Here is a 19274-nt window from a genome sequence, read left to right as displayed (position 1 = left end):
AATTGCACGGTCGCGGCGGGGCGGGCGTGTCCTCAGTGGTCGAACTGGCCTGGCCGGCGGCCCTCGCCGGCCGGTCCGCGGTACGCCTGGGCGATGTCGAGCCACCGGTCCGCCTCCGCGCCGGTTCCGGTCAGGGCCAGGTCGTCGCGGTGCCGGCGTCGGGTGGCGAGCAGGCACAGGTCCACGGCAGGCCCGCTGATCACGTCGGTCGCGTCGTCCGCGCCGTACGTCCAGAGGGCGCCCGACGGCGCGGTCACCTCGAAGCGCAGCCGAACGTCGGGCGTCTCCAGGGCGCGGGACTGGTATCCGAAATCCCAGGTGCGGGAGATGAAGTCGACGAGGTGCCGGAGCCCGTCGTCATAGGTGCGACGCACGCCCAGCGCGTCAGCGATGTCCTGCCCGTGCGCGAACAACTCCATCATGCCCGCCGCCGCCAACACCGCGGCCGGCAAGGGGCGCACCAGCCACGGCACGATCTGCATGGGCGGCGTCCCGGCCAGCGCCTCGTCGACCGCCACCCGCGCGGCCCGCCACTTCTTGAGCAGCACGTCGCGCGGCTCGGTGAGGTAGGCGCCGAGGGCGCGCTGCACGTTGGCGTCGAAGTCGCCCCCGAGGGACGCCGTGAACGCGCGGAAGTCGTCGGGCGCGGACACCGCGGTCTCCGCCATCCGGAACGTGGCGGTCAGGTGGGCGATCTGGTGCGCGACGGTCCAGCCCGGAGCCGGCGTCGGCCGGTCCCAGCTCGCGGCGTCGAGGTCCGCGACCAGCCGGTCGACTTCCTCGCCCTGGGCGGTGAGCTGCACGTAGATGTCAGGCGGTGCGGTCATCGGGGTTCCTTTCGGTGGAGGGGAGGCGCCAGGCGACGGGGGCGGCGCCCGGCCGGCGGACGACCAGGAGGAAGACCACGACGAGGACGACCAGGCCGTCGATCACCAGCAGCGTTGCGCTGACCGGGTCGACGTCGTGGCCGCCGTGCCCGGCATGAGCGCCACTGTCGTCGGCGGCCGGCTCCGTGAGGACACGGAAATGGCGGGTGCCCTGCTCCTGCCCGCCGTCGGCGAACGTCACCGAATAGACGATGGTGAAGTCGCCGGCTCGCGCGATGCCCACCGGCTGCGTCAGGCTGAGTCCGGCGCGGACCGGCCCGCCCGGCCCGTTGACCGGGCGGCCGTCGCCGGACAGCACTCTCACCTGCGACGTCTCGGCGACCGGGGCGCGGGTGAAGGTCAGCGTGACCTGCCGCGGCGCGGCGGTGAGGGCCGCGCCGTCGGCCGGGTCGCTGACCGCCGCCGCCACCGCGGCGGCCGGTGCGAGCAGGAACACCGACGCCGCGAGCAGCGGCAGCACCGCGTTCCGGAGAAGCCGCGGCATGTCAGGCCGTCGTCGGACGGGGAATGCCGGGCGAGAAGCTGGTCTGCGGTGCCGCACAGTCGCAGGTGACGTTCGCCCGCTCGACCGGGGTCGGGCGCAGGTGCAGGTACATGCCGATCACCATCGGGATGAAGACGACGGAGTTGTAGAACAGGTGCAGCTCCACCCGGGGCATCACCAGCTGGGCGATGCTCGTGGGCACCGTGCCGCCGAAGAAGTAGGTGCCGGTCTGCGCCTGGATCAGCAGCAGCAGGTGCTCGATGTGGTGCCAGAACTGCAGTCCGAGCGCGATCCCCCACCACACCTTCGAACGTCCGGAGAAGCCGGGGAACAGCAGGAACAGGAATACCAGCATCACGATGGCGTAGCCGTAGTGCAGCCACTCGGAGCTGACCAGCCAGGGCCAGAACTGTCCCAGCACCCCGCGGGCCTGGGGGCGCGGCTTGTTGAGCACCCAGATCTGGTAGGCCTGCACGAGATGCTCGGCCCAGTGCGCGACCACAACGATGAGAAAGAGTCGCAGCGTGACCCGATGATAGCGCCCGTTCACGAGGGCGAGAACCCCGGAATTCTGTCCCATCATTCGTCTCCTCCGATGTGACGACGTCGACGAGTCACCTTATCGGCGCACTGAAGACCATCATTCTTCTGCCGTGCGGTATTCAGACTCCGGTAGATTTGCGGGTGGCCGCCCGGCCGGCCTGGGCCGCGCTCAGGTGATCCGCTTCGTGCAGCCAGTGAACGGTGTCGGCCAGGGTGTCGACGAGCGGTCGCGGGGCCGGCGCGTCGTCGAGCGGGCGGGCCACCTTGCAGACGTAGATGGCGCCGTGCTCGACCGGGACGTGCACGGGCAGCACCCGCTGGGCGAGCCCGGCGAGCCGGCCCACCGGCAGCAACGCGGCGGCCGGCAGGTGCACGGTCGGCAGCCTGCGGCCGGTGACGTCACGCAGCGCCCGCAGCAGCTCCGGGGTGCGCACGAACCGGCCCGGCGCGGCGAGTCGGGCGGGCCCGCCGCGGATCAGCACGTCGGCGTGCCAGGCGGCCGCGTCGCGGACGTCCCCGATCGGGAAGCCGCCGTCCGGCCAGATCGGCATGAGGCCACGCAGCACGTCGCGCACCCGCCGGGTCTGGTCGCCCAGGCGCGGGTCGTGCGGCCCGAGCAGGGCCGGCGGGTAGGTGACGAGCACCGGCAGCCCGTCCCGCCGGTACTGCCGGGCCACCTCATCGGCCGCCGCCTTGCTGGCCAGGTAGGGCTCCCTCGGGGCGCCGACCGGCGCATCCGAGGTGATCGGCCCGGTCGCGGGCAGCAGCGCGCCGAACGTCGAGACGTGCACGACCCGGTCCACCCCAGCGTCACTGGCGGCGGCCAGCACGACCTCGGTGCCGGGGCGGTTGACCGCGCGCATCTCGGCGTGCCGGCGCGGATCGAAGCTGTAGACGGACGCCGCGTGCAGCACCCCGACGCAGCCGCGCAGCGCCGCTGCCACGGCCGCCGGATCGGTGACGTCCCCGAGCGCCATCGGCACACCGGTGGCGCCGTCGGTGAGCGGCTCCAGCACCTTCCGGGCCCGCTGCGGATCCCGTACGAGCAGCCGCACCGGAACTCCACGGCGGACCAGTTCGGCTGCGATGTGCGAACCGAGGAAGCCGGAGCCTCCGGTGATCAGAAATGTCATGGCGCACCTCTACGCATTCTGGGAGTTGGCCCGAGGTACAGGCTGGCGAAAAGAATTGAAGAATCCCACTTTGCACCCGAATGGAGCGACGAATGGTGTCCATGGTGAACCCCGCGGAAGGCGCGGCCACATTCGCGCGACAGGTCAAGAAGGCCTCGGACGCCGAATTGCGCGAACTGGTCGCCGGGGACCGGCGCAAGACCGTTCTCGGCGACCTGATCGCCGGCATGCCGGACGTATTCCGGCCGGACCGCGCCGGTGCCCTCCAGGCCGTGGTGCACTGGCACGTGACCGGCCCCGCCGACGGCGAGGACGACGTCTTCGAGCTGGAGATCGCCGGCGGCCGGTGCACGGTGTCCCCGCGACCGGCGCGCACGCCGCGGCTGGTGCTGCACCTCGACGCGGTCAACTTCGTCAAGATGACCACCGGCAACGCCAACGCCCGCATGCTCTTTCTGCGCGGCAAGCTGAAGGCCCGCGGTGACCTCGGTCTGATCAACAAGTTCCCCGCCCTCTTCGACGTGCCCCGGCCCTGAGTGGCCGGGGCCACACCGGCGAGCGGCCGGGTCCGTCGAGGCGGACCCGGCCGTTTCACGCCTGGGCGAGGAGAGGACGGCGGCTGCTGGTGCGCGCCTCCGGGGGTTCGGCCACGTACCGCACCTCGACACCGCGCCGGGCGACCGCCTCGACGATCCGGGGCACCGCCCGCTCGGCCAGCGCCGCGATGGTGAAGGCCGGGTTCACGGTCAACGCACCGGGCACCGACGAGCCGTCGGTGACGAAGATGCCGGGGTGGTTGCGCAGCTCGTGCGTGTCGTCCAGGGCGGACGTCTGCGGGTCGTCGCCGATCCGGCAGGACGACAGCGGATGCACCGTGTAGGCGCCGATCACCTCGTCGCTCCACGGCGTCACCTTGGCCAGGCCGTCGCGCTCCAGGATGTCACGCACGTCCGCGTCGGCCCGCGCCCAGGCGGCCCGGGTGTTCGCCGTCGGGTCGTAGCGCAGCGGGCCGCGGCTGAGCATCTGCTGCGAGACCCGGTCGGCGTTGCCGGTCTCGGGCGGCGGGCCGAAGACGCCCTCGTTGTCGTCCTCGGACATGATGAAGATGGTCAGCCACGACTGCCAGCGGCGCAGCATCTCCTTCTTCTCGAGGCCGAACCACGTGGGCCCGGTGGCGTCACGCACCTGAGCGAGGATCGTGCCGAAGCCGGGCGGGAAGTAGAGCTGCTCCAGCGAGTAGCGGTGGAACTCCGGCAGGTTCTCGTCGAGCCGGTCCCAACTGGCGCAGACCGGGCCCTTGCCGATCTGGTACCCCTCGTAGGCCCGCCCGTCGGGACGGGAGAGGCCGAGCACCTCACGCACCCGGTTCTCGTCGACGACCGCCGTGTTGAGCCGCTCGCCGTTGCCCGAGAAGTACCGGCCCACGGCGGCCGGCATCTCGCCGAGGTCGTCCTCGGAGCGTTGCAGGATCGCCGGGGTCGCCGCTGCGCCGGCCGCGACGATCACGACCTTGCAGTCGATCGCGCCGCTGCCGGTGACGCTGCGGTAGTCCACCTCGTCCACGGTGTTGAAGTGCACCCGGTAGCCGTCGTCGGTGCGCGAGATGCGCTGCACCTCGTGCAGGGGCCGGATCCGGGCGCCGTGCGCCAGCGCCCCGGGCAGGTAGTTCAGCAGCAGTGAGCGCTTCGCGTCGAACCGGCAGCCGGACATCATCCAGTTGCAGTTGGTGCACCTGTCCCGGTCGATGGCGGCGGGCACCGGGTTGGCCGTACGGTCCGCGTGCGCGCACGCCGCCCCGAACAGGCCCCCGGAGTACGTGACGTCGTTCCAGTCCTGCCGGGTGATCGGCAGCGACTCGGCGACCATGTCGTACCAGGGATCGAGCGCGGCGCGGCTGATGCTGCTCGGCCACAACCGTCGTCCCGCGCCGCCGAGCCGCTCGAAGGCGTACCGGGGCGCCCGTGGCATGGCCGCGAAGTAGACGACGCTGCCACCTCCGACGCAGTTTCCCCCGAGGATGTTCATGCCGTCGCCCATGGTGAACTCGAAGGCCCGGGTGCTCGAGCTGCCGAACTTGAAGTCGTGCTCGAAATCCTCGCCGGTGAGCCAGGGACCGCGTTCGAGCACGACGACGCGGGCGCCGCCGGCAGCGAGCCGGTAGGCCGGGATCGCGCCACCGAAGCCGCTGCCGATCACCAGGACGTCGGTGGTCTCAATAGGTGTCATGCGGGATCTCCCGAGGGTGTGGTGTGCGGGTGCGGGGAGGCGAGCACCCGGCGGTAGGAGAAGTCCGGGAAGCGCCACAGGCCGTCGGTGTCGGGCCCGGTGAAGCCCATCGTGGTCAGGCCCGGATGGCCGGCGGCCAGGGCCTCGGTGGTGTGCACGGAGGCGCCCGTGTCCCAGGCCATCACGCTGAACATGGCGAGCGGCACCCACAGGTCCTGCTCGTCGGTGCGTGGCGCCATCAGCTCGGCGGCCAACGCGGTCCGGTCGTCGAAGTCCAGGGCGACGAAGGCGGGAACGCTGTCGTCGAGGGTCAGGCCGCGCCTGTCGGCGTACGCCTGCGCGTGGTCGTTGAGCCCGATCACGAGCGTCGGCAGCAGCCCGCCGAGGCCGCCCTCCTCGGACGCCATCAGATCGACGGCGCCGGACGCGACCGCGCCCCCGCCGTCGGCCGCGCCGGCGACGGCTCGGTCGGTGGCGTGCCGCCGCTCTCCGGGGATGATGGTGTCCGCGAAGGCCTCGAGCGTCATCACCTCGGAATCGGTCAACCGCGTGGATTCCGGTGGCATCCCTGCACCGCCTTTCTGCGAACGTCGAATCGAATTCCCATGTTCATTCGCTGCGCCGTTCGGGGTCATCTCTGGGCTTGCGGCACGATGCTGCGCACGCGTGAAGGCGCTAGGCGGGCACGGATGTGGACACGATGGAGACGGCCGTTTCGCCGTCTCGTCGAGAAAGAGAGAGCCGATGACTTCGACTACCGCATCCACCGAACAGGCCGCCATCGCCGCCGTCCCGGCGCGCATGGTCAACGCGTGGCGTGAGCACGACGCCGACGCCTTCGCCCGGTTGTTCGCCGAGGACGGGACGCTGATCCTGCCCGGTGTCTTCGTTCAGGGACGCGAGGCCATCAGGCAGTTCATGACGAACGCGTACGCCGGGCCCTACCGCGGTACGACGGTCACCGGGACGCCGATCGCGATCCGGCCGCTCGGTCCGGGTGCCGTGGCGCTGCTGACCGAGGGCGGGGTGATCGAGGCCGGCGCCGAGGAGTTGGCGCCGCAGAACGCGATCCGGGCGTCGTGGATCCTCGTCAAGGAGAACGACGACTGGGTGCTCGCGGTCTATCAGAACTGCCCGCGCGACCGTTCCTGACGTCCCTTTCGGCCAAACCGAACACGCCGCCGGTGGAAAAGCACCGGCGGCGTGTTCGTCTCACCTCTGCCCGGTGGTGGTCAGTTCCGCGGAAGCCGCCGGAGACTGCATGTAACGCCGGCTCAGCCGTCGGTACGAGCGGCTCAGCATCGCCAGGACGGTGACGATCAGGCCGATGACGCCGCTCAGCATGAACATGAGCGCGAGGCCCCGGTCGGCGCCGGTGCCGTACCAGCCGCCGATCGTCCGGGCACCGGCGCCGTCGGTCATGAACGGGACGAACAGGAACTGGGCGATCGGCGCGATCAGGAACGTGGCCAGCGGTGAGGCAGCCTGCTCGACGCTCTGCGCGAAGCCGAAGACGCGCCCCTGCCGCTCGTAGGGCACCACCTTCTGCAGGATCGTCTGCTCGGAGGCCTCGGCGTACGGCTGGAGCAGGGTGTAGATGAACATGCCCACGGACAGCAGGATGATCGAGGACCGTAGTGGGAACAGCAGGGTGACCGTCCACAGGCAGAGGTTCACGATGAGCAGCAGCCGCACCGGGTTCCTGCTCAGGCCGGTCCGGGCGATGATCAGCCCGCCGACGATGAAGCCGGTGGACAGCACTCCCCAGAGCAATCCCCACGCCTGGACCGACATCAGCGACAGTCCGTAGGGGGTGATCAGCGCCAGGAACACGCCGCCGAGGACGTTGTTGAACGACGAGAAGACGATCAGGGCGCCCAACCCGGGCGCCTCGCCGATCAACCGGATGGTGCCCCGCAGGTCCACCATGCCGCCCGGCACGCCCGCGTCGGACGCCGGCCCGTTGGCGGCCGGCTCGCCCGGACGGGTGTCGGCGGCCGCCGCGCGCTCGGGGACCGGCACGAGGCGCAGGTGCGCCGCGGAGGCGGCGAGCACCACCAGGGCCAGGACCAGCACCCAGAACATGCCGTCGATCGCCACGAGCACGCCACTGATCACGTTCGTGACGACGCCGACCACCCCGATGGTGGCGCCGATCAGGCCGTTGGCACGGTCCCTGGCCTCCTCGGGGATCAGGACCGTCACCAGCGTCGGCAGTGCGATCAAACGGATGTTGCCCGCGACGACACCGGACATCAGCACCACGACCAGCGTCCACAGGACCACGCTGGTCGGGTCGGTGAACGACGCCGGCGACGCGGTCTGGTAGATCACGAAAGCCACGAGGTACAGCACCAGCGACACCACCGACGACAGCTGCATCATCGTCTTCTTCGGGTGGCGGTCGACGAGGCTGCCGAACCAGATGCCGGTCAGCGCGGTCATCGCCAGGTAGAGCCCGGAGATCACTCCCGTGGCGAACACCGAGCGCGTCTGCAGGTACACGTAGAAGGTGACCCCGAACCAGACGGTGACATTGATGATCGAGACCAGCACGGTGCTGACCAGAAGATGGTGGAAGGCCTTGCGTTTCACGTCGACGATGCTCATAAACGCCTCCCGCTCGAACGCCAGGTGAGTTCGTGCTCCGGGGCATCACCCGGACGACGCGACCGGGCCCAGTCTGGCCTCGTGCCCGAACCCGGGGCATCTCCTGAAAAGCGACCTCGGCGCCCGGCGGTGGCCGGGTTCGCGCACGACGGCGTGGGCGCCGCCGCCGTCACGGGTACGGCGGCGACGCCCACAGTGGCCGTCGCGGCGGCTCGACTAGGCCAGGGCCGGTGCCAGCTGCGGCCGGCGGCTCTCCCGGTACGAACGCACCCACCAGTACACGCCGCGGATGACGCACACGATGGTGACCGCGAAGAACAGCGTGTAGACCACGTTGAAGACCATCAGGATGCCGTAGACGGTGGCCACCGAGGCGCCGAACATGAACATCGCGCGGCCGGTCGAGGGCGTCGTGCCCGGGTCCGTGATCATGTAGTTGGTGAACAGGACGAAGGCCACACCGGTCATCGGCACCAGCGCGCCCCACAACGAGACGTCCCAGATCCAGTGCCGTACCAGTGCCTGGATGACGAAGCCGCCCGCCCAGCCCATGATCAGCAGGACCTTCCTGGTGAGCATGGCGTTCAGCACGGTGCCCGCCGTGAGGATGACGAACGGGACGATGAACGAGATGGCGTCCGGCACCGACTCGGTGAAGTGGTACGGCGGCGCGATGTTCACCCACGAGAAGGCGAGCAGGGTGATCGTGATGCCGAAGTTCGACGGGTTCAGGAAGTGGCGCATCCGGCCCTTGATCGGGGCACGGAAGACGTACTTCTGCCCGATCGCCACCACGACGGCGAACGCGATGGGCCAGAAGTGCACGTTGGCGTAGAGCAGCATGTTGCAGGCCAGCGCCGTGATGTGGGTGGGCAGCAGGAAGGTGTACATACCCCACGCGCCGTTGCCGGCGTACTCCGGCCGGCGGCCGTTGGCCCACGCCGCCACCGACTCGATGGCGATCTCCGCGGTGTAGCCGACGGCCAGGGCCAGCAGCGGCCAGAGCCACGGCTGCTCGAAGCCGAGCACTGTGTAGCCGAGGATGTTGAAGACGCTCATCGAGATGGCGAAGTTGCGCAGCGCCTTGTAGCGGGGGTCGGCGGAGTCGACGCGGGCGGGCTCACGCGCCGCCTCTCCGGAGGCCGCGGATGGTGAGACCAGCGGCTCTGCCGGCCGGCTCCTCGTCGCGGTCCGAACCTCGGTGTCGGTCATCGTCCTGGTACCTCCGTTGCCTGCTCGGTGAGCATTACGTCGTGCCACCCGTTGGTGAGGTCGAGCGTCTGGCTGCGGGCGACCCCGTTGGCGTCACGCCACTTGACGGTGGCCTCGACGGGCTGCGAGCCGGCGTCGCCGAGCCCGAAGAAGACGTCGAAACTGCGTCGGCCGCTGTGCCCGCTGCCACCGTCGAGCTGCGAGATCTGCATCCGGCCGTCGGCCCTCTTGATGCAGACCTGCGCGCCGTACGCGGGCGTACGGGCCCGGTCGTCGCCCAGCGCCGGGCGGAAGAGCCGCAGCCCGAGGAAGTTCCCGTTGCCCGCCTTGGCGTTGCGGTAGTAGACGGGCGCGTCCCACTGGCGGGCCACCGCGAAGTCCTGGGCGCCGTCGTTGTCGGCGTCACCGACCGCGATCCCGCGCGTCGGCACCGGCACCGCGAGGCCGAGGTCCTCGCTGACGTTCAGGAACTTGCCGTCCTTGCCCGGTGCCCAGAACGCCAGCTTCTGGTGGCCGGCGATGTCGTCACCGGGCTCGGCCTTCGGCCACATGTGCGGGTTCTGCAGCATGAGGTCGTTGCTCATGGCCAGTTCCTGCAGCCACGGCCAGCGGTTGATGGTGCCCTTGACGAAGCCGTCCGCCTGCACCACAGCCATGCGCCCGCTGTTGTCGAAGTCGGCCATCTTGGCGTCCCAGCCCCAGCCGGTGAAGGCCATGTGGTGCTCGGCGGCCTTCTGGTCGTACGGGGCGATGCCCTTGCGGAGCTTCCGGCCCGCCTCCTGCTCGTTCGCCGCGTTGTTACGCCACACGAAGTTGCTTTCCTCGATCCCCCACGGCGTCGTGATGTTGCTGACGAACATGTCGAACCGGCCGGTGCCCATCAGGTCGCCGAAGTCGATCGACATGCCCTTGAACGAGTCGTGGCCGACCACCATCGACTTCGGTGTCATGGCGCCGCGGCGTCCCTCCGTACCGGCGAACTTGATCTTTCCGGGGGTGGACACGTTGTGCAGGAGGTGGTCGTTGCCGAAGTCGTTGGCCAGGTACAGCTCGGGCAGCAGGTCGCCGTCCAGGTCCGCGGAGCCGGCTCCCAGCGTCCAGCCGGAGGCGAGCTTCGGCGGCACGGCGCCGGGCTGCTCCTGGTAGCTCACCGAGGGCTGGTCGCCTCCGGTGGCGCCGGTCCAGCGCAGCACGTGCGCGCCGCCGCCGTTCTTCGCCCGGGACATGGAGTGGTTCATCTCGACGTTGCGCGGGGAGTCGGGGTCGAGCACCCCGCTGTCCGGGAAGTAGTTGAACACCCCGATGTCCGGATGCGAGTCGCCGTCGAAGTCGGCGACCGCCACCGCGTTGGTGTTCCACAGCGGGCCGTGGTAGCTGCCGTCCGCGGAGGGCGACTGGGGCACCAGCTCGGACGGTTGGTAGGTCGCCTTGCTGAGCGACGTCGAGGCGCCGGTCTGCTTGTTGAGGAAGACGATCGGCGTGCGGCCCCAGTAGTAGGTCAGCAGGTCCATCCGGCCGTCCTGGTTGAAGTCGCCGGGCGTGCAGCCCATCGGCGCGACCCCCGGGCCGCTCGGCAGCGGCGCGGGATCCAGCACGAACGGCGCATACCGAGTCCCGGTTCCGGGTACGGGAGTGACGATGACGGAGTCGCTGCGGGTGTCCACCAGGCAGAGGTCCTGGGCGACGCCCGCCCCGGTGAGGTCGTTGACGGCGATGCTCGCGCCGACCGACGAGATCCAGGAGCGGATGTGCTGGTAGTCCTGGTTCACCCGACGGACGTTGTTGTTCGGCAGCCCCGGCGGGAGGGCGATCGGGAGTTCGGTGAACTGGTAGCGGGACGAGACCTCGGCCCGCTCCGAGGCTGAGGCGGACGGCGCGCGGGCGATGGTGTAGAGGCCGGCGACCAGCAGGATCGCGAACAGGGCCGGCAACATGCGCCGTGGCCGTCCGATCGTGGGCGTTGACAAGGGGCTCTCCATTCAGGGTCAGGCGGCCTGCACCGTCACCGGCAGTCCACCGCGTATGCGCAGCGACAACATCGGTTCGGCGACGACCGGTCGGCCGGGAAGCCCGGTCAGCCGCAGGTCGCGGCAGAGCAGGGCGAGCACAAGCACCGCCTCGAGCAGACCGAGGTGGTTACCCACGCAGAAGCGGGGGCCGGCTCCGAAGGGGATGTAGGCGAACCGCGGCCGGTCCGTCCCGGCGTCGCCGAGGAAACGCTCCGGGTCGAACCGGTCCGGCTCCGGCCAGAAGGCCGGGTGGCGGTGCAGGGTGTACGGCGAGACGAGCACGTCCGCTCCGGCGGGCACCCGGTAGCCGCCCACCACGTCGTCCTCGATCGCGATCCGGGGAAGCAGCCAGACGGGCGGGAACAACCGCATGGCCTCGGAGATGACGGCCGAGGTGTAGGTCAGCCGCCGCAGGTCGTCGTACTCGGGCGCCCGGCCGCCGAACACCTCGACCGCCTCGTCGTGCACCCGCTGCCAGACCTGCGGGTGCCGATCCAGCAGGTGCAGGCTCCAACTCAGCGTGCTGGCCGTGGTCTCGTGCCCGGCCAGCAGCAGCGTCACCAACTCGTCGCGCAGGCGCATCCGCCCCGTGCGGGGGTCGGCCTCGCGGTCGGCCGACACGATGAGCCGGGACAACACGTCGTCGGCGTCGGTCCTCCGCCGGCGTCGCTCGGCCACCAGGCGTTCGACGACGACCTCCAGGCGTTGCCGGGCCTTGCGGAACCGCATCTGGTGCGGCAGCGGGATCCACATCGGCACCATGCTGAGCGTCTCCAGCTCGAACATGGCCTGGTCCTGTACCCGGGCGAAGTCGTTGCCGATGCCGTCGAACTCGTGCAGGTCGGCGTCGAGCAGCGTGCGGCCGAGCACACCCAGGGTCAGGCCGGTGAGTTCGTCGACCAGCTGCACCGGGCCGGCGCCGATCCGGCTCCGCAACCGGTCGACCAGCCGGGCTCCCTCGGCCGCGACGGCCCCGGCCTGCTCGGCGATCCGCCGGCTCTGGAAGGCCGGCTGGATCACCTTGCGCTGTTCCTTCCAGAGTTCGCCCTCGCTGGTGAGCAGGCCGTCGCCGAGCGCACGCCGGGCGTGCACCAGGCCGATGCCCTTGCGGTAGTTGGCGGCGTTGCCGGCCAGCACGTGCTTCGCTGTCTCGGGGTGGTTGAAGAAGTACAGCGCCTTGTGCCCGACCGGCAGCCGGGCGGCGTCGCCGTACTCCCGTGCGGCGCCGGTCATCATGGCCAGCCGGTCGCGGTTCATCTGGGCGAGCAGCCGCAGCGCCGCCCGCCGGGACGGCCCCGGCAGGGCGCGCCCCCGCGACGGGGTGTCGGCCGGGGTGACAGCGGCGGTCATGCCGCCCTCCGGTCGGCCGCGTCGCACTCGATCCGGCCGAACCGGCCGCGCAGGAAGACCAGTACGTCCTCGTCGCTGCTACCCGCCATGCTGAGCAGCCGGCCGACGAAGATGCTGTGGTCGCCACCGTCGTACGTGCGCCACAGCTCGCACTCGAAGTGGGCGGCCGCGCCGGCGATCAGTGGGGCGTCGCACCAGGCGCCCCGCAGGCAGTCGGTGTCGGCGAACTCCGCGGCGCCGATCGGCCGGCGTCCTGCGAAGTGCCGGGCCACCCTCTCCTGACCGGCGCTGAGCACCGACACCCCGAAGGTGCCGGCCCGCACCATGGCGCTGTGCATGTTGGCGTTGCGGTCGACGCAGACCAGCACCAACGGCGGCTCCAGCGACACCGCGGTGAAGCTGTTCGCCGTCATGCCGTGCGGCTCGTCGCCGCCGGTCGTCACCACCGTCACGCCGGTCGCGAACGAGCCGAAGGTACGCCGCAGCAGGGCGGTGTCCTGCACCTGCGGCACGGGTTCGCGCTCGGTCTGCAGCTCGGCCATCAGCGGGCCCTCGCCAACTGGTGGGTGTACGGCTCCAACGCGCGCACCAGCGCCTCCGGCACCCGCGACGGCACGGTCCGGTTGTTCGGGCCGCGCATGCACGCCACCCGCTGCATCCCCCGGGCGACGAGCGTCTCGCCGCCGCCCGGGTTGAGCCGCACGTAGTCGAAGCCGAACTGCAGCTGGGTCTGGCCGAGCTCGACCAGGCGCATCCGGATGGAGACCTCGTCGAACGCGGTGATCTCGGCGAAGAACTCGCAGTCCACCTTGAGCGTGAACAGCTTCAGGTCGTCCTGCAGATCGGCGAGCACCTCCGCGGCGCGCTCCTTGAGGAACAGCTCGCGCGCCCGGCCCTGCCACCGCAGGTAGTTGACGTAGTAGACGTTGCCCACCAGGTTGGTCTCTTCGAAGCCCACGGTGTGGCGATACTCGAAGTAGTTCACTGGCCCTCCTTTGCGAGTACGGCGAAGACCACTGGCTCGACGCCGCCGCCGCGTACCGTCGCCGCCAGGGCGCCGATGCGGATGCCGCCGGAGGCGAGGGTGACCCAGCCAGCGCGTTCGGTTCCGGCGAGCGTGATCGGGGCGTCGGCCGAGGCGCCCGCCTTGCGCAGGCACTCGATCGCCGACCAGACCCGGGTGGCCGCCACGTCCAGCGGCTCGGCGCACGTATCGGCGATCAGGCGGGCCAGGTCGAGGTGCCGGCCGAGCAGCCCGTGCCAGTCGTCCTCCGTCCGGGCGGTGACCGGCTCGACGTCGCAGCCGAGCTGCCCCTCCCCCACGGCGCACAGGGTGAGACCGGCGCCGTGGGCCGCGGTCAGCGTCAGGTCACCGTCGATCTCCGGCCGCCCGTCCGGGCGGTACCGGACGTTCACCGGGCGGTTCACGGCCCGCCCGGCCGCGCGGCCGGTGCGCACCCGCCGCGTGCCGACGTGGTCGCCGGTGTCGTCGCCCGGGTCGTCCGGCTCGACCACCACCGCGGCCCGGATGCCGGTCAGGTCGCCGATCGTGCGCTCCAGGTACGGCCCGAGCAGTGCCGGCGCCCACGGGCCGCGCCCGTCGCGCTTGCGTACCGCCCGCAGGTGCAGCCCGGTCCAGCGTTCGATGACCGAGCCGTCCGCGTCGCGCAGGGCGATGTCGTAGACGTAGGTGTCGCCGTCCCGGCTGCGCTCGGTGGCGCAGTAGCGCAGCTCACCGGCCCGGTCGAGCCGGTCACCGGCGGGGTGCAGCTCGTCCACCCGTACCGGCAGCAGCGTCGCGTCCGGCACGCAGACCTGGTTGCCGTGCATGAGGGTGTCCCGCACCCCCGGGTCGCCGAGCACGAGCGCGCCGGGCAGGAAGGCGGCGAACCAGTCGGTCTGCGGCAGCGCCTCGACCACGACGTCCACGTCCCGGGCCTGCGCGCGCCGGTAGCCGCGCAGCCGCTGGAACCGGCCGCCCTGGAAGAGCACGTCGCCGTAGAGTTCCGCGGCCGGGTCGAGGGCCACCGGCGGCATCCCCTCGCCGACCTGGTCCGGGGCGCCGCCGGCCGGGCCGGTGTCGCGCCGGAGCAGCCGGGCGCGGAAGTGGTCGGCCGCGAACGCGGTCTCCTCGCTCTGGATCACCACGTCGACCGCGTCGTCGTCGGTGCGCACCGCGGCGATCCGGATCGTCGTGCTGCCACCCGGCGGCACCACGATCGGCCGCTCGAACCGGGCGTCGGTGATCGTCGGCGCTCCGGTCCAGCCCGTCAGGGCCCGAGTCACCTGGGCCATCGCCTCCATGCCCAGCACTGCCGGGAACAGCAGGTTGCCGTCGAGCAGGTGGTCGGCGAGGTACGGGTCGGTGCCGGCGTTCAGCTCCGTCTCCACCACCAGCTCGACGCCGTGGTAGCGCACCAGCGGCCGGTCCACGAAGCGCAGCAGCGGCAGCGGAGGGCTCTCCCGCTCGACCGTGTGGATGCCCTCGGTACGGCCGCTGATCACCACGGTGGACGGCACCGACGGGTCGTCGAGCAGCCGGCGCAGCATCGCCAGCCCCTGGTCCGGGGTGATGGCGGTGACGCCCTCGCGGGCCAGCGTCTCGACCACTGACAACCGCTCGCCCATGCCCACGCCCGACCAGACCGACCACTCCAGCACCAGGGTGCGGCAGTCCGGGTGGTCCGTGCCGTAGCGGGTGACCAGGTCGTCGAGCCACTCGTTGGCGATCGAGTAGTGCGCCTCTCCGCGCAGACCCGCCCGGCCGATGATGCTGCCGAGCGCGACCAGCAGCTTGAGCCCATCGCCGCCGACGGCGTCCAGGACGTTGCGCAGGCCGTCCACCTTGGGTGCCAGCGTGCGGCGGACCATGTCCTCGTTCACGCCGGTGAGGGCGGTCGGCTCGTTACGCCCGGCGCCGTGCAGCACCGCGGTCACCGGACCGCCGAGTTCCGCGGTGAGCGAATCGACCGCCGCGCGTACCTGGGCCGGGTCGGTGACGTCGGCCCGCGCGTACCGGACGGTGACGCCCTGCTCGGCGATGCGGGCCAGGTTCGCCGAGATCTCCGGGTCGGTGGCCGCGTCGGAGCGGCCGAGCAGGGCCAGCCGGGCGCCGCTGTCCTTGGCCATGGCCAGGGCGCACTCGGCGGTGATGCCCTTGGCGCCGCCGGTCACCAGCAGCACGTCGGACCCGTCGAGCGCCGCCTCGGTACGCGCCGGGCTCACCGGCAACGGGCGCAGCACCGGCACGCGGCGGGTGCCGTCGGCCGCGTACCACGCCTCGGTGAAGCTCGTGGTGCCGGCGACCTCGGCGACGATCCGGTCCACCGCGTCGGGCTCCGGCGCGATGTGCACGACCGTGGTGCGGATGTGCGGCGCCTCCAGGTGCAGGGTCTTGGCCAGACCTGCCGCGCCCCGCCCGTGCTGCACCAGGACGAACCGGCCACCGGAGGCGCCGGTCACCGCGGCCCGGGCCCCGGCGAGCGCCTCGGCCAGATCCGCCTCCTCGCAGTCGGTCGGCAGCAGGACCAGCACGCCGCCGCCGACGTCGCCGCGCTCGAGCGCGGCCCGCAGCGGCTCGGCCAGCGGGTGCTCCGCCGGGGCGTGCACCTGCCAGCTGCCGCGCTGCTCGACGCCGGCCGCCGCCGGCACGTCGCGCTCGTCGAGGTCGACCCGCCAGGACCGCACCCAGTCGGCGGCGCCGGTGACGACCGGCGCGGCTTCGGTGGCGCCCGCGACCGTCTCCGACCCGCGCAGCCCTTCGAGGGCCTCGGCCAGCTCGGCGAGGGTGGCGGTGGCGAAGTTGGCGGGCGTGCGGCTCGGCGGGATGCCGATGCTCTGCGCCACCCGGTTCACCATCTGGCCCACGGTGATCGAGCTGAAGTGCAGGTCGTCGAGCAGGCGGCTGTTCATGTCGACCAGCTCGGGCGGCAGTTCCGCCCGTTCCGCGGTCATCCGGCGCAGCAGGTCGGCGACCGACTCACCGGCCGGGCCGGGCGCGGGTTGCGCCTCCGGCGTGCCGGACGGCGCCGCCGGAATCCCGCCGCGGTTGCGTGCCGGCACCTGCGGCGCGGCCTCGCACGGGCTCTCGAAGAAGCGGAACTCCGTGCCCACCGCCAGCGGGCGCACCAGCCGCCCGTGGAACAGCGCGGGGTCGACGTCGGTGGCCCCCACCACGAAGGCCGCTCCGAGCACCCGCAGCAGGCCGACCGACGACTCGTCGTCGGTGTCCAGCGCGACCGCCGGTACGTCCACCACACCGCTCGCCAGGCCGCTGAGCACCCGGCCGGGGCCGACCTCGATGAGCAGGTCGACGTTCTTGGCGGCCACGGCGACCGCCTGGGCGAACAGCACCGGCTCGGTGATCTGCCGGGTGAGCAGGTCGGCCAGGTCGGTCTCGGTGGGCAGTTCCTCACCGGTCACCGTCGAGACCACGCGCCGGTCGGGTGTGCCGAAGGACTCCCGGCGCAACAGGCCGCCGAAGGCGTCCGCGGCCTCGGCGACCAGCGACGAGTGGAACGCGTGGGAGACCGCGAGGCGGGTCGCCGCGACACCTGCCTCCTCGGCCCGCCGGCAGGCCTGCTCGACGGCCTCTACGCTGCCGCTGATCACGGTCTGTCCGGGGCCGTTGTGCCCGCCGACGACCGCGGACAGCCCGGCGATCAGCCGCTCGGCCTGCTCGGGCCCGCAGGACAGGCCGGCCATCGTGCCCGAGGAGCTGTGCTCGGCCATGGTGCGGCCGCGCAGGGCGGCCAGGCGCAGCACGGTCTCGTCGTCCATCGCCCCGGCCCACTGGAGAGCGGTCAGCTCGCCGAGGCTGTGCCCGACCGCCACGACTGCCTCCAGGCCGAGGGTCCGCAGCACGCGCTGGCCGGCGATCGAGCCGGTGACGATGCGCGGCTGGGCCACCTCGGTGGCGACCATGTCGCCGCTGCGGGGCAGCGCGGCGGCGCGGTAGACCTCCTCGGCCTCGGCGAAGCGCCGGCGTAGCGCGCCACCGCTGGTGCCCCTGCCGGAGCCCTGCCCGGGGAACAGGAAGCCGATCTCCCCGTCCCCGATCTGCCCGAAGCAGGTACGCCCCCCGTCGGCGAACAGCTGCGGCTCACCGGCGTCCAGGGCGGCGACCACTGCTTTCAGCCGGTTCGTCGCGTCGGACGGGGTGTGCGCCACGACCGCCGCCCGCCAGGGCAGCTCGCGCAGTTCGCCGTGCAGGGTCGCGGCCAGGTCGCTGAGCTGGGCGTAGCTGATCGACGGCACGAAGTCGGCCACCCGCTGCAACCGTTCGCGCAGCTCGGCCGGGGTCAGCGCGTCGAACAGCAGCAGCTCGGCGTCCTGGGCGCCGGCCGCGATGGCCCGCGTACGGCTGCCGTAGCGCACCTTGCGCACCGGCTCGCCGCGGTCCAGGACGAGGTGGGTGTTGATGCCGCCGAAGCCCATCGCGGTCACGCCGGCACGCACCGGGCGGTCGTCCGGCCACGGTTCGGCCCGACGCGCGACGCGCAGCGCGGCGTTGGGCGACTCGAAGACCTCGTGCGGGTCGACACAGCCGACGGTGGGCGGGATGACCTCGTTGTGCATCGCCATCGACGCCTTGATCAGACCGGCCACACCGGCCGCCGCCTTGGTGTGCCCGATCATCGCCTTGACCGACCCGATCACCGCGGGCGCGGCGGCCGGGTCGGCGGCCAGCCGGTTCTGGTTGAGTGCGGTCAGCTCGTTGGAGTCGCCCACCTTCGTGCCGGTGCCGTGCCCCTCGAACAGCGGCACGGTCTCGATGCCGAAGCCGGCGCGGGCGTACGCCCGGTTGAGGGCGAGGTGGTAGCCGCGGGTCTCCGGCCGGGTGATGCCGCCACGCCCGTCGGAGGAGATGCCCCAGCCGGCGACCGTGGTGTAGATGCGGTGGTTGCCGCGCAGCGCGTCACTCTCGCGCATCAGCACGACCATGCCGCAGCCCTCACCCGGCCAGAACCCGTTCGAGCCGCGGTCGTAGACGCGCATCTCGCCGGTGGCCAGCGCCCCGGTCTTGGCGAACCCGATGACCTCGAACGGGTCGACCGACAGGTCCACCCCGCCGGCCACCGCGACGTCGAGCTCGCCGTCGGCCAGCGCCTTGCAGGCGGTGGCCACCGAGAGCAACGAGGACGAGCAGGCGCCGTCCACCGTGTAACCGCCGCCCTGCAGGTCGAAGTGGTTGCAGATGCGCCCGGCGATGGTGTTGGACAGGCCGCCGGCCAGGGTGTCCTCGTCGACCGCCGGGAACGGGCTCTTGTACGTCTGCTCCAGGTCGTCGAGGAGAGCGTCCAGTTCGTCGTCGGCGAACCCACGCTCGCGCAGCACCGCGGTCACCGTGCGCTGCACGTACGGCCAGCGCAGCCGCAGCTGGTTGGCGCGGGAGAACTCGCCGGTGAGCGTGTTGCCGACGATCACGCCGGTGCGCTCACGGGGCAGGCCCTCGGCCATCGGAAAGCCGGCGTCGGCCAGGGCTCCGGCGGCCACGTCGAGAGCCAGCCAGTGGGTCAGGTCGGTGGACCGGTACGTGCTGCCGGCCACCTTGTACGCGATCCGGTCGAACTCGTACGCGTCGATGACGGCCGCGTTGCGGGCGTAGAAGCGGTCCGGGGTACGGGGATCCGGATCCCAGTAGTCCTCCAGCCGCATCCGGACGTCCGGCAGCCGGCGGAACGCCCGGCGACCGGCGACGGCGTTGTCGAAGAGTTCCTTGGGGGTGGTGGCGTCGGGATATCGGCACGCCATTCCCACCAGCGCGATTCTGGACATGGGCGATCGGGGCTCCTCACATGGACGGGCGGACGGGCGCACG

Annotated in this window: 15 protein-coding genes; 2 read left to right on the top strand and 13 right to left on the bottom strand. The window is 71.7% G+C overall.

Annotation, left to right across the window (positions count from 1 at the left end):
- Positions 1-32 precede the first annotated feature (32 nt).
- From ACFYON_RS07780 to ACFYON_RS07765, 4 genes are all read right to left on the bottom strand, one after another.
- Positions 33-827 (bottom strand): TIGR03084 family metal-binding protein, encoded by a 795-nt coding sequence (locus ACFYON_RS07780; protein ID WP_354864302.1) that lies wholly within the window; start codon positions 825-827, stop codon positions 33-35.
- Positions 811-1371, bottom strand: a complete 561-nt coding sequence (locus ACFYON_RS07775) for a copper resistance CopC family protein (RefSeq protein WP_354864304.1) — start codon at positions 1369-1371, stop codon at positions 811-813. The genes ACFYON_RS07780 and ACFYON_RS07775 overlap by 17 nt, the downstream gene beginning before the upstream one ends.
- 1 nt (position 1372) lies before the next feature.
- Entirely contained in the window at positions 1373-1951 is a 579-nt protein-coding gene (locus tag ACFYON_RS07770; RefSeq protein ID WP_354864306.1) for a hypothetical protein, read from the bottom strand.
- An 82-nt stretch (positions 1952-2033) separates the two neighbouring features.
- On the bottom strand, positions 2034-3047 hold the full coding sequence (locus ACFYON_RS07765; RefSeq protein WP_387188692.1) for an NAD-dependent epimerase/dehydratase family protein: 1014 nt from the start codon (positions 3045-3047) through the stop codon (positions 2034-2036).
- Between the two features lie 80 nt (positions 3048-3127).
- Between ACFYON_RS07765 and ACFYON_RS07760 the strand changes: the two genes are divergently transcribed.
- Positions 3128-3583, top strand: a complete 456-nt coding sequence (locus tag ACFYON_RS07760) for an SCP2 sterol-binding domain-containing protein (protein ID WP_387187949.1) — start codon at positions 3128-3130, stop codon at positions 3581-3583.
- Between the two features lie 55 nt (positions 3584-3638).
- On the opposite strand, the gene ACFYON_RS07755 is transcribed toward ACFYON_RS07760, so the two are convergent.
- Positions 3639-5273 carry an FAD-dependent oxidoreductase gene (locus ACFYON_RS07755; RefSeq protein WP_387188694.1) on the bottom strand — a complete coding sequence of 545 codons (1635 nt, stop codon included), beginning with the start codon at positions 5271-5273 and terminating at the stop codon, positions 3639-3641.
- Positions 5270-5839, bottom strand: a complete 570-nt coding sequence (locus ACFYON_RS07750; RefSeq protein WP_387187946.1) for a DUF5987 family protein — start codon at positions 5837-5839, stop codon at positions 5270-5272. The genes ACFYON_RS07755 and ACFYON_RS07750 overlap by 4 nt, the downstream gene beginning before the upstream one ends.
- Positions 5840-6017: 178 nt before the next feature.
- Here ACFYON_RS07750 and ACFYON_RS07745 point away from each other — a divergent pair, with 178 nt between their 5' ends.
- Positions 6018-6425: an SgcJ/EcaC family oxidoreductase gene (locus ACFYON_RS07745; protein WP_354864315.1), complete on the top strand. Its 408-nt coding sequence runs from the start codon at positions 6018-6020 to the stop codon at positions 6423-6425.
- A gap of 60 nt (positions 6426-6485) precedes the next feature.
- Here the strand turns inward: ACFYON_RS07745 and ACFYON_RS07740 are convergent, their stop codons facing one another.
- From ACFYON_RS07740 to ACFYON_RS07710, 7 genes are all read right to left on the bottom strand, one after another.
- A complete protein-coding gene (locus tag ACFYON_RS07740) occupies positions 6486-7883 on the bottom strand; it encodes an MFS transporter (RefSeq protein ID WP_354864317.1) in 1398 nt (465 codons plus the stop codon).
- A 216-nt stretch (positions 7884-8099) separates the two neighbouring features.
- The gene (locus ACFYON_RS07735; protein WP_354864319.1) at positions 8100-9095 is read right to left on the bottom strand and encodes an enediyne biosynthesis protein; all 996 of its coding nucleotides are present in this window, start codon (positions 9093-9095) and stop codon (positions 8100-8102) included.
- Positions 9092-11029, bottom strand: coding sequence for a CRTAC1 family protein (locus tag ACFYON_RS07730; protein WP_387188698.1), 1938 nt, complete (start codon positions 11027-11029; stop codon positions 9092-9094). The genes ACFYON_RS07735 and ACFYON_RS07730 overlap by 4 nt, the downstream gene beginning before the upstream one ends.
- A 51-nt stretch (positions 11030-11080) precedes the next feature.
- Entirely contained in the window at positions 11081-12454 is a 1374-nt protein-coding gene (locus ACFYON_RS07725) for a cytochrome P450 (protein WP_354864321.1), read from the bottom strand.
- A complete protein-coding gene (locus ACFYON_RS07720) occupies positions 12451-12996 on the bottom strand; it encodes a flavin reductase family protein (RefSeq protein WP_355096180.1) in 546 nt (181 codons plus the stop codon). Before ACFYON_RS07720 ends, ACFYON_RS07725 begins: the two co-directional genes overlap by 4 nt.
- On the bottom strand, positions 12996-13439 hold the full coding sequence (locus tag ACFYON_RS07715; protein WP_355096182.1) for an acyl-CoA thioesterase: 444 nt from the start codon (positions 13437-13439) through the stop codon (positions 12996-12998). The genes ACFYON_RS07720 and ACFYON_RS07715 overlap by 1 nt, the downstream gene beginning before the upstream one ends.
- Positions 13436-19231, bottom strand: coding sequence for a type I polyketide synthase (locus ACFYON_RS07710; RefSeq protein WP_357708385.1), 5796 nt, complete (start codon positions 19229-19231; stop codon positions 13436-13438). The genes ACFYON_RS07715 and ACFYON_RS07710 overlap by 4 nt, the downstream gene beginning before the upstream one ends.
- Between the last annotated feature and the right edge of the window lie 43 nt (positions 19232-19274).

The sequence above is a fragment of the Micromonospora sp. NPDC005686 genome (genome assembly GCF_042871665.1).
Classification (GTDB): Bacteria; Actinomycetota; Actinomycetes; order Mycobacteriales; family Micromonosporaceae; genus Micromonospora.
The sequence above is the reverse complement of the archived record's forward strand: the minus strand, read 5'-3'. Positions and strand labels throughout refer to the sequence as shown.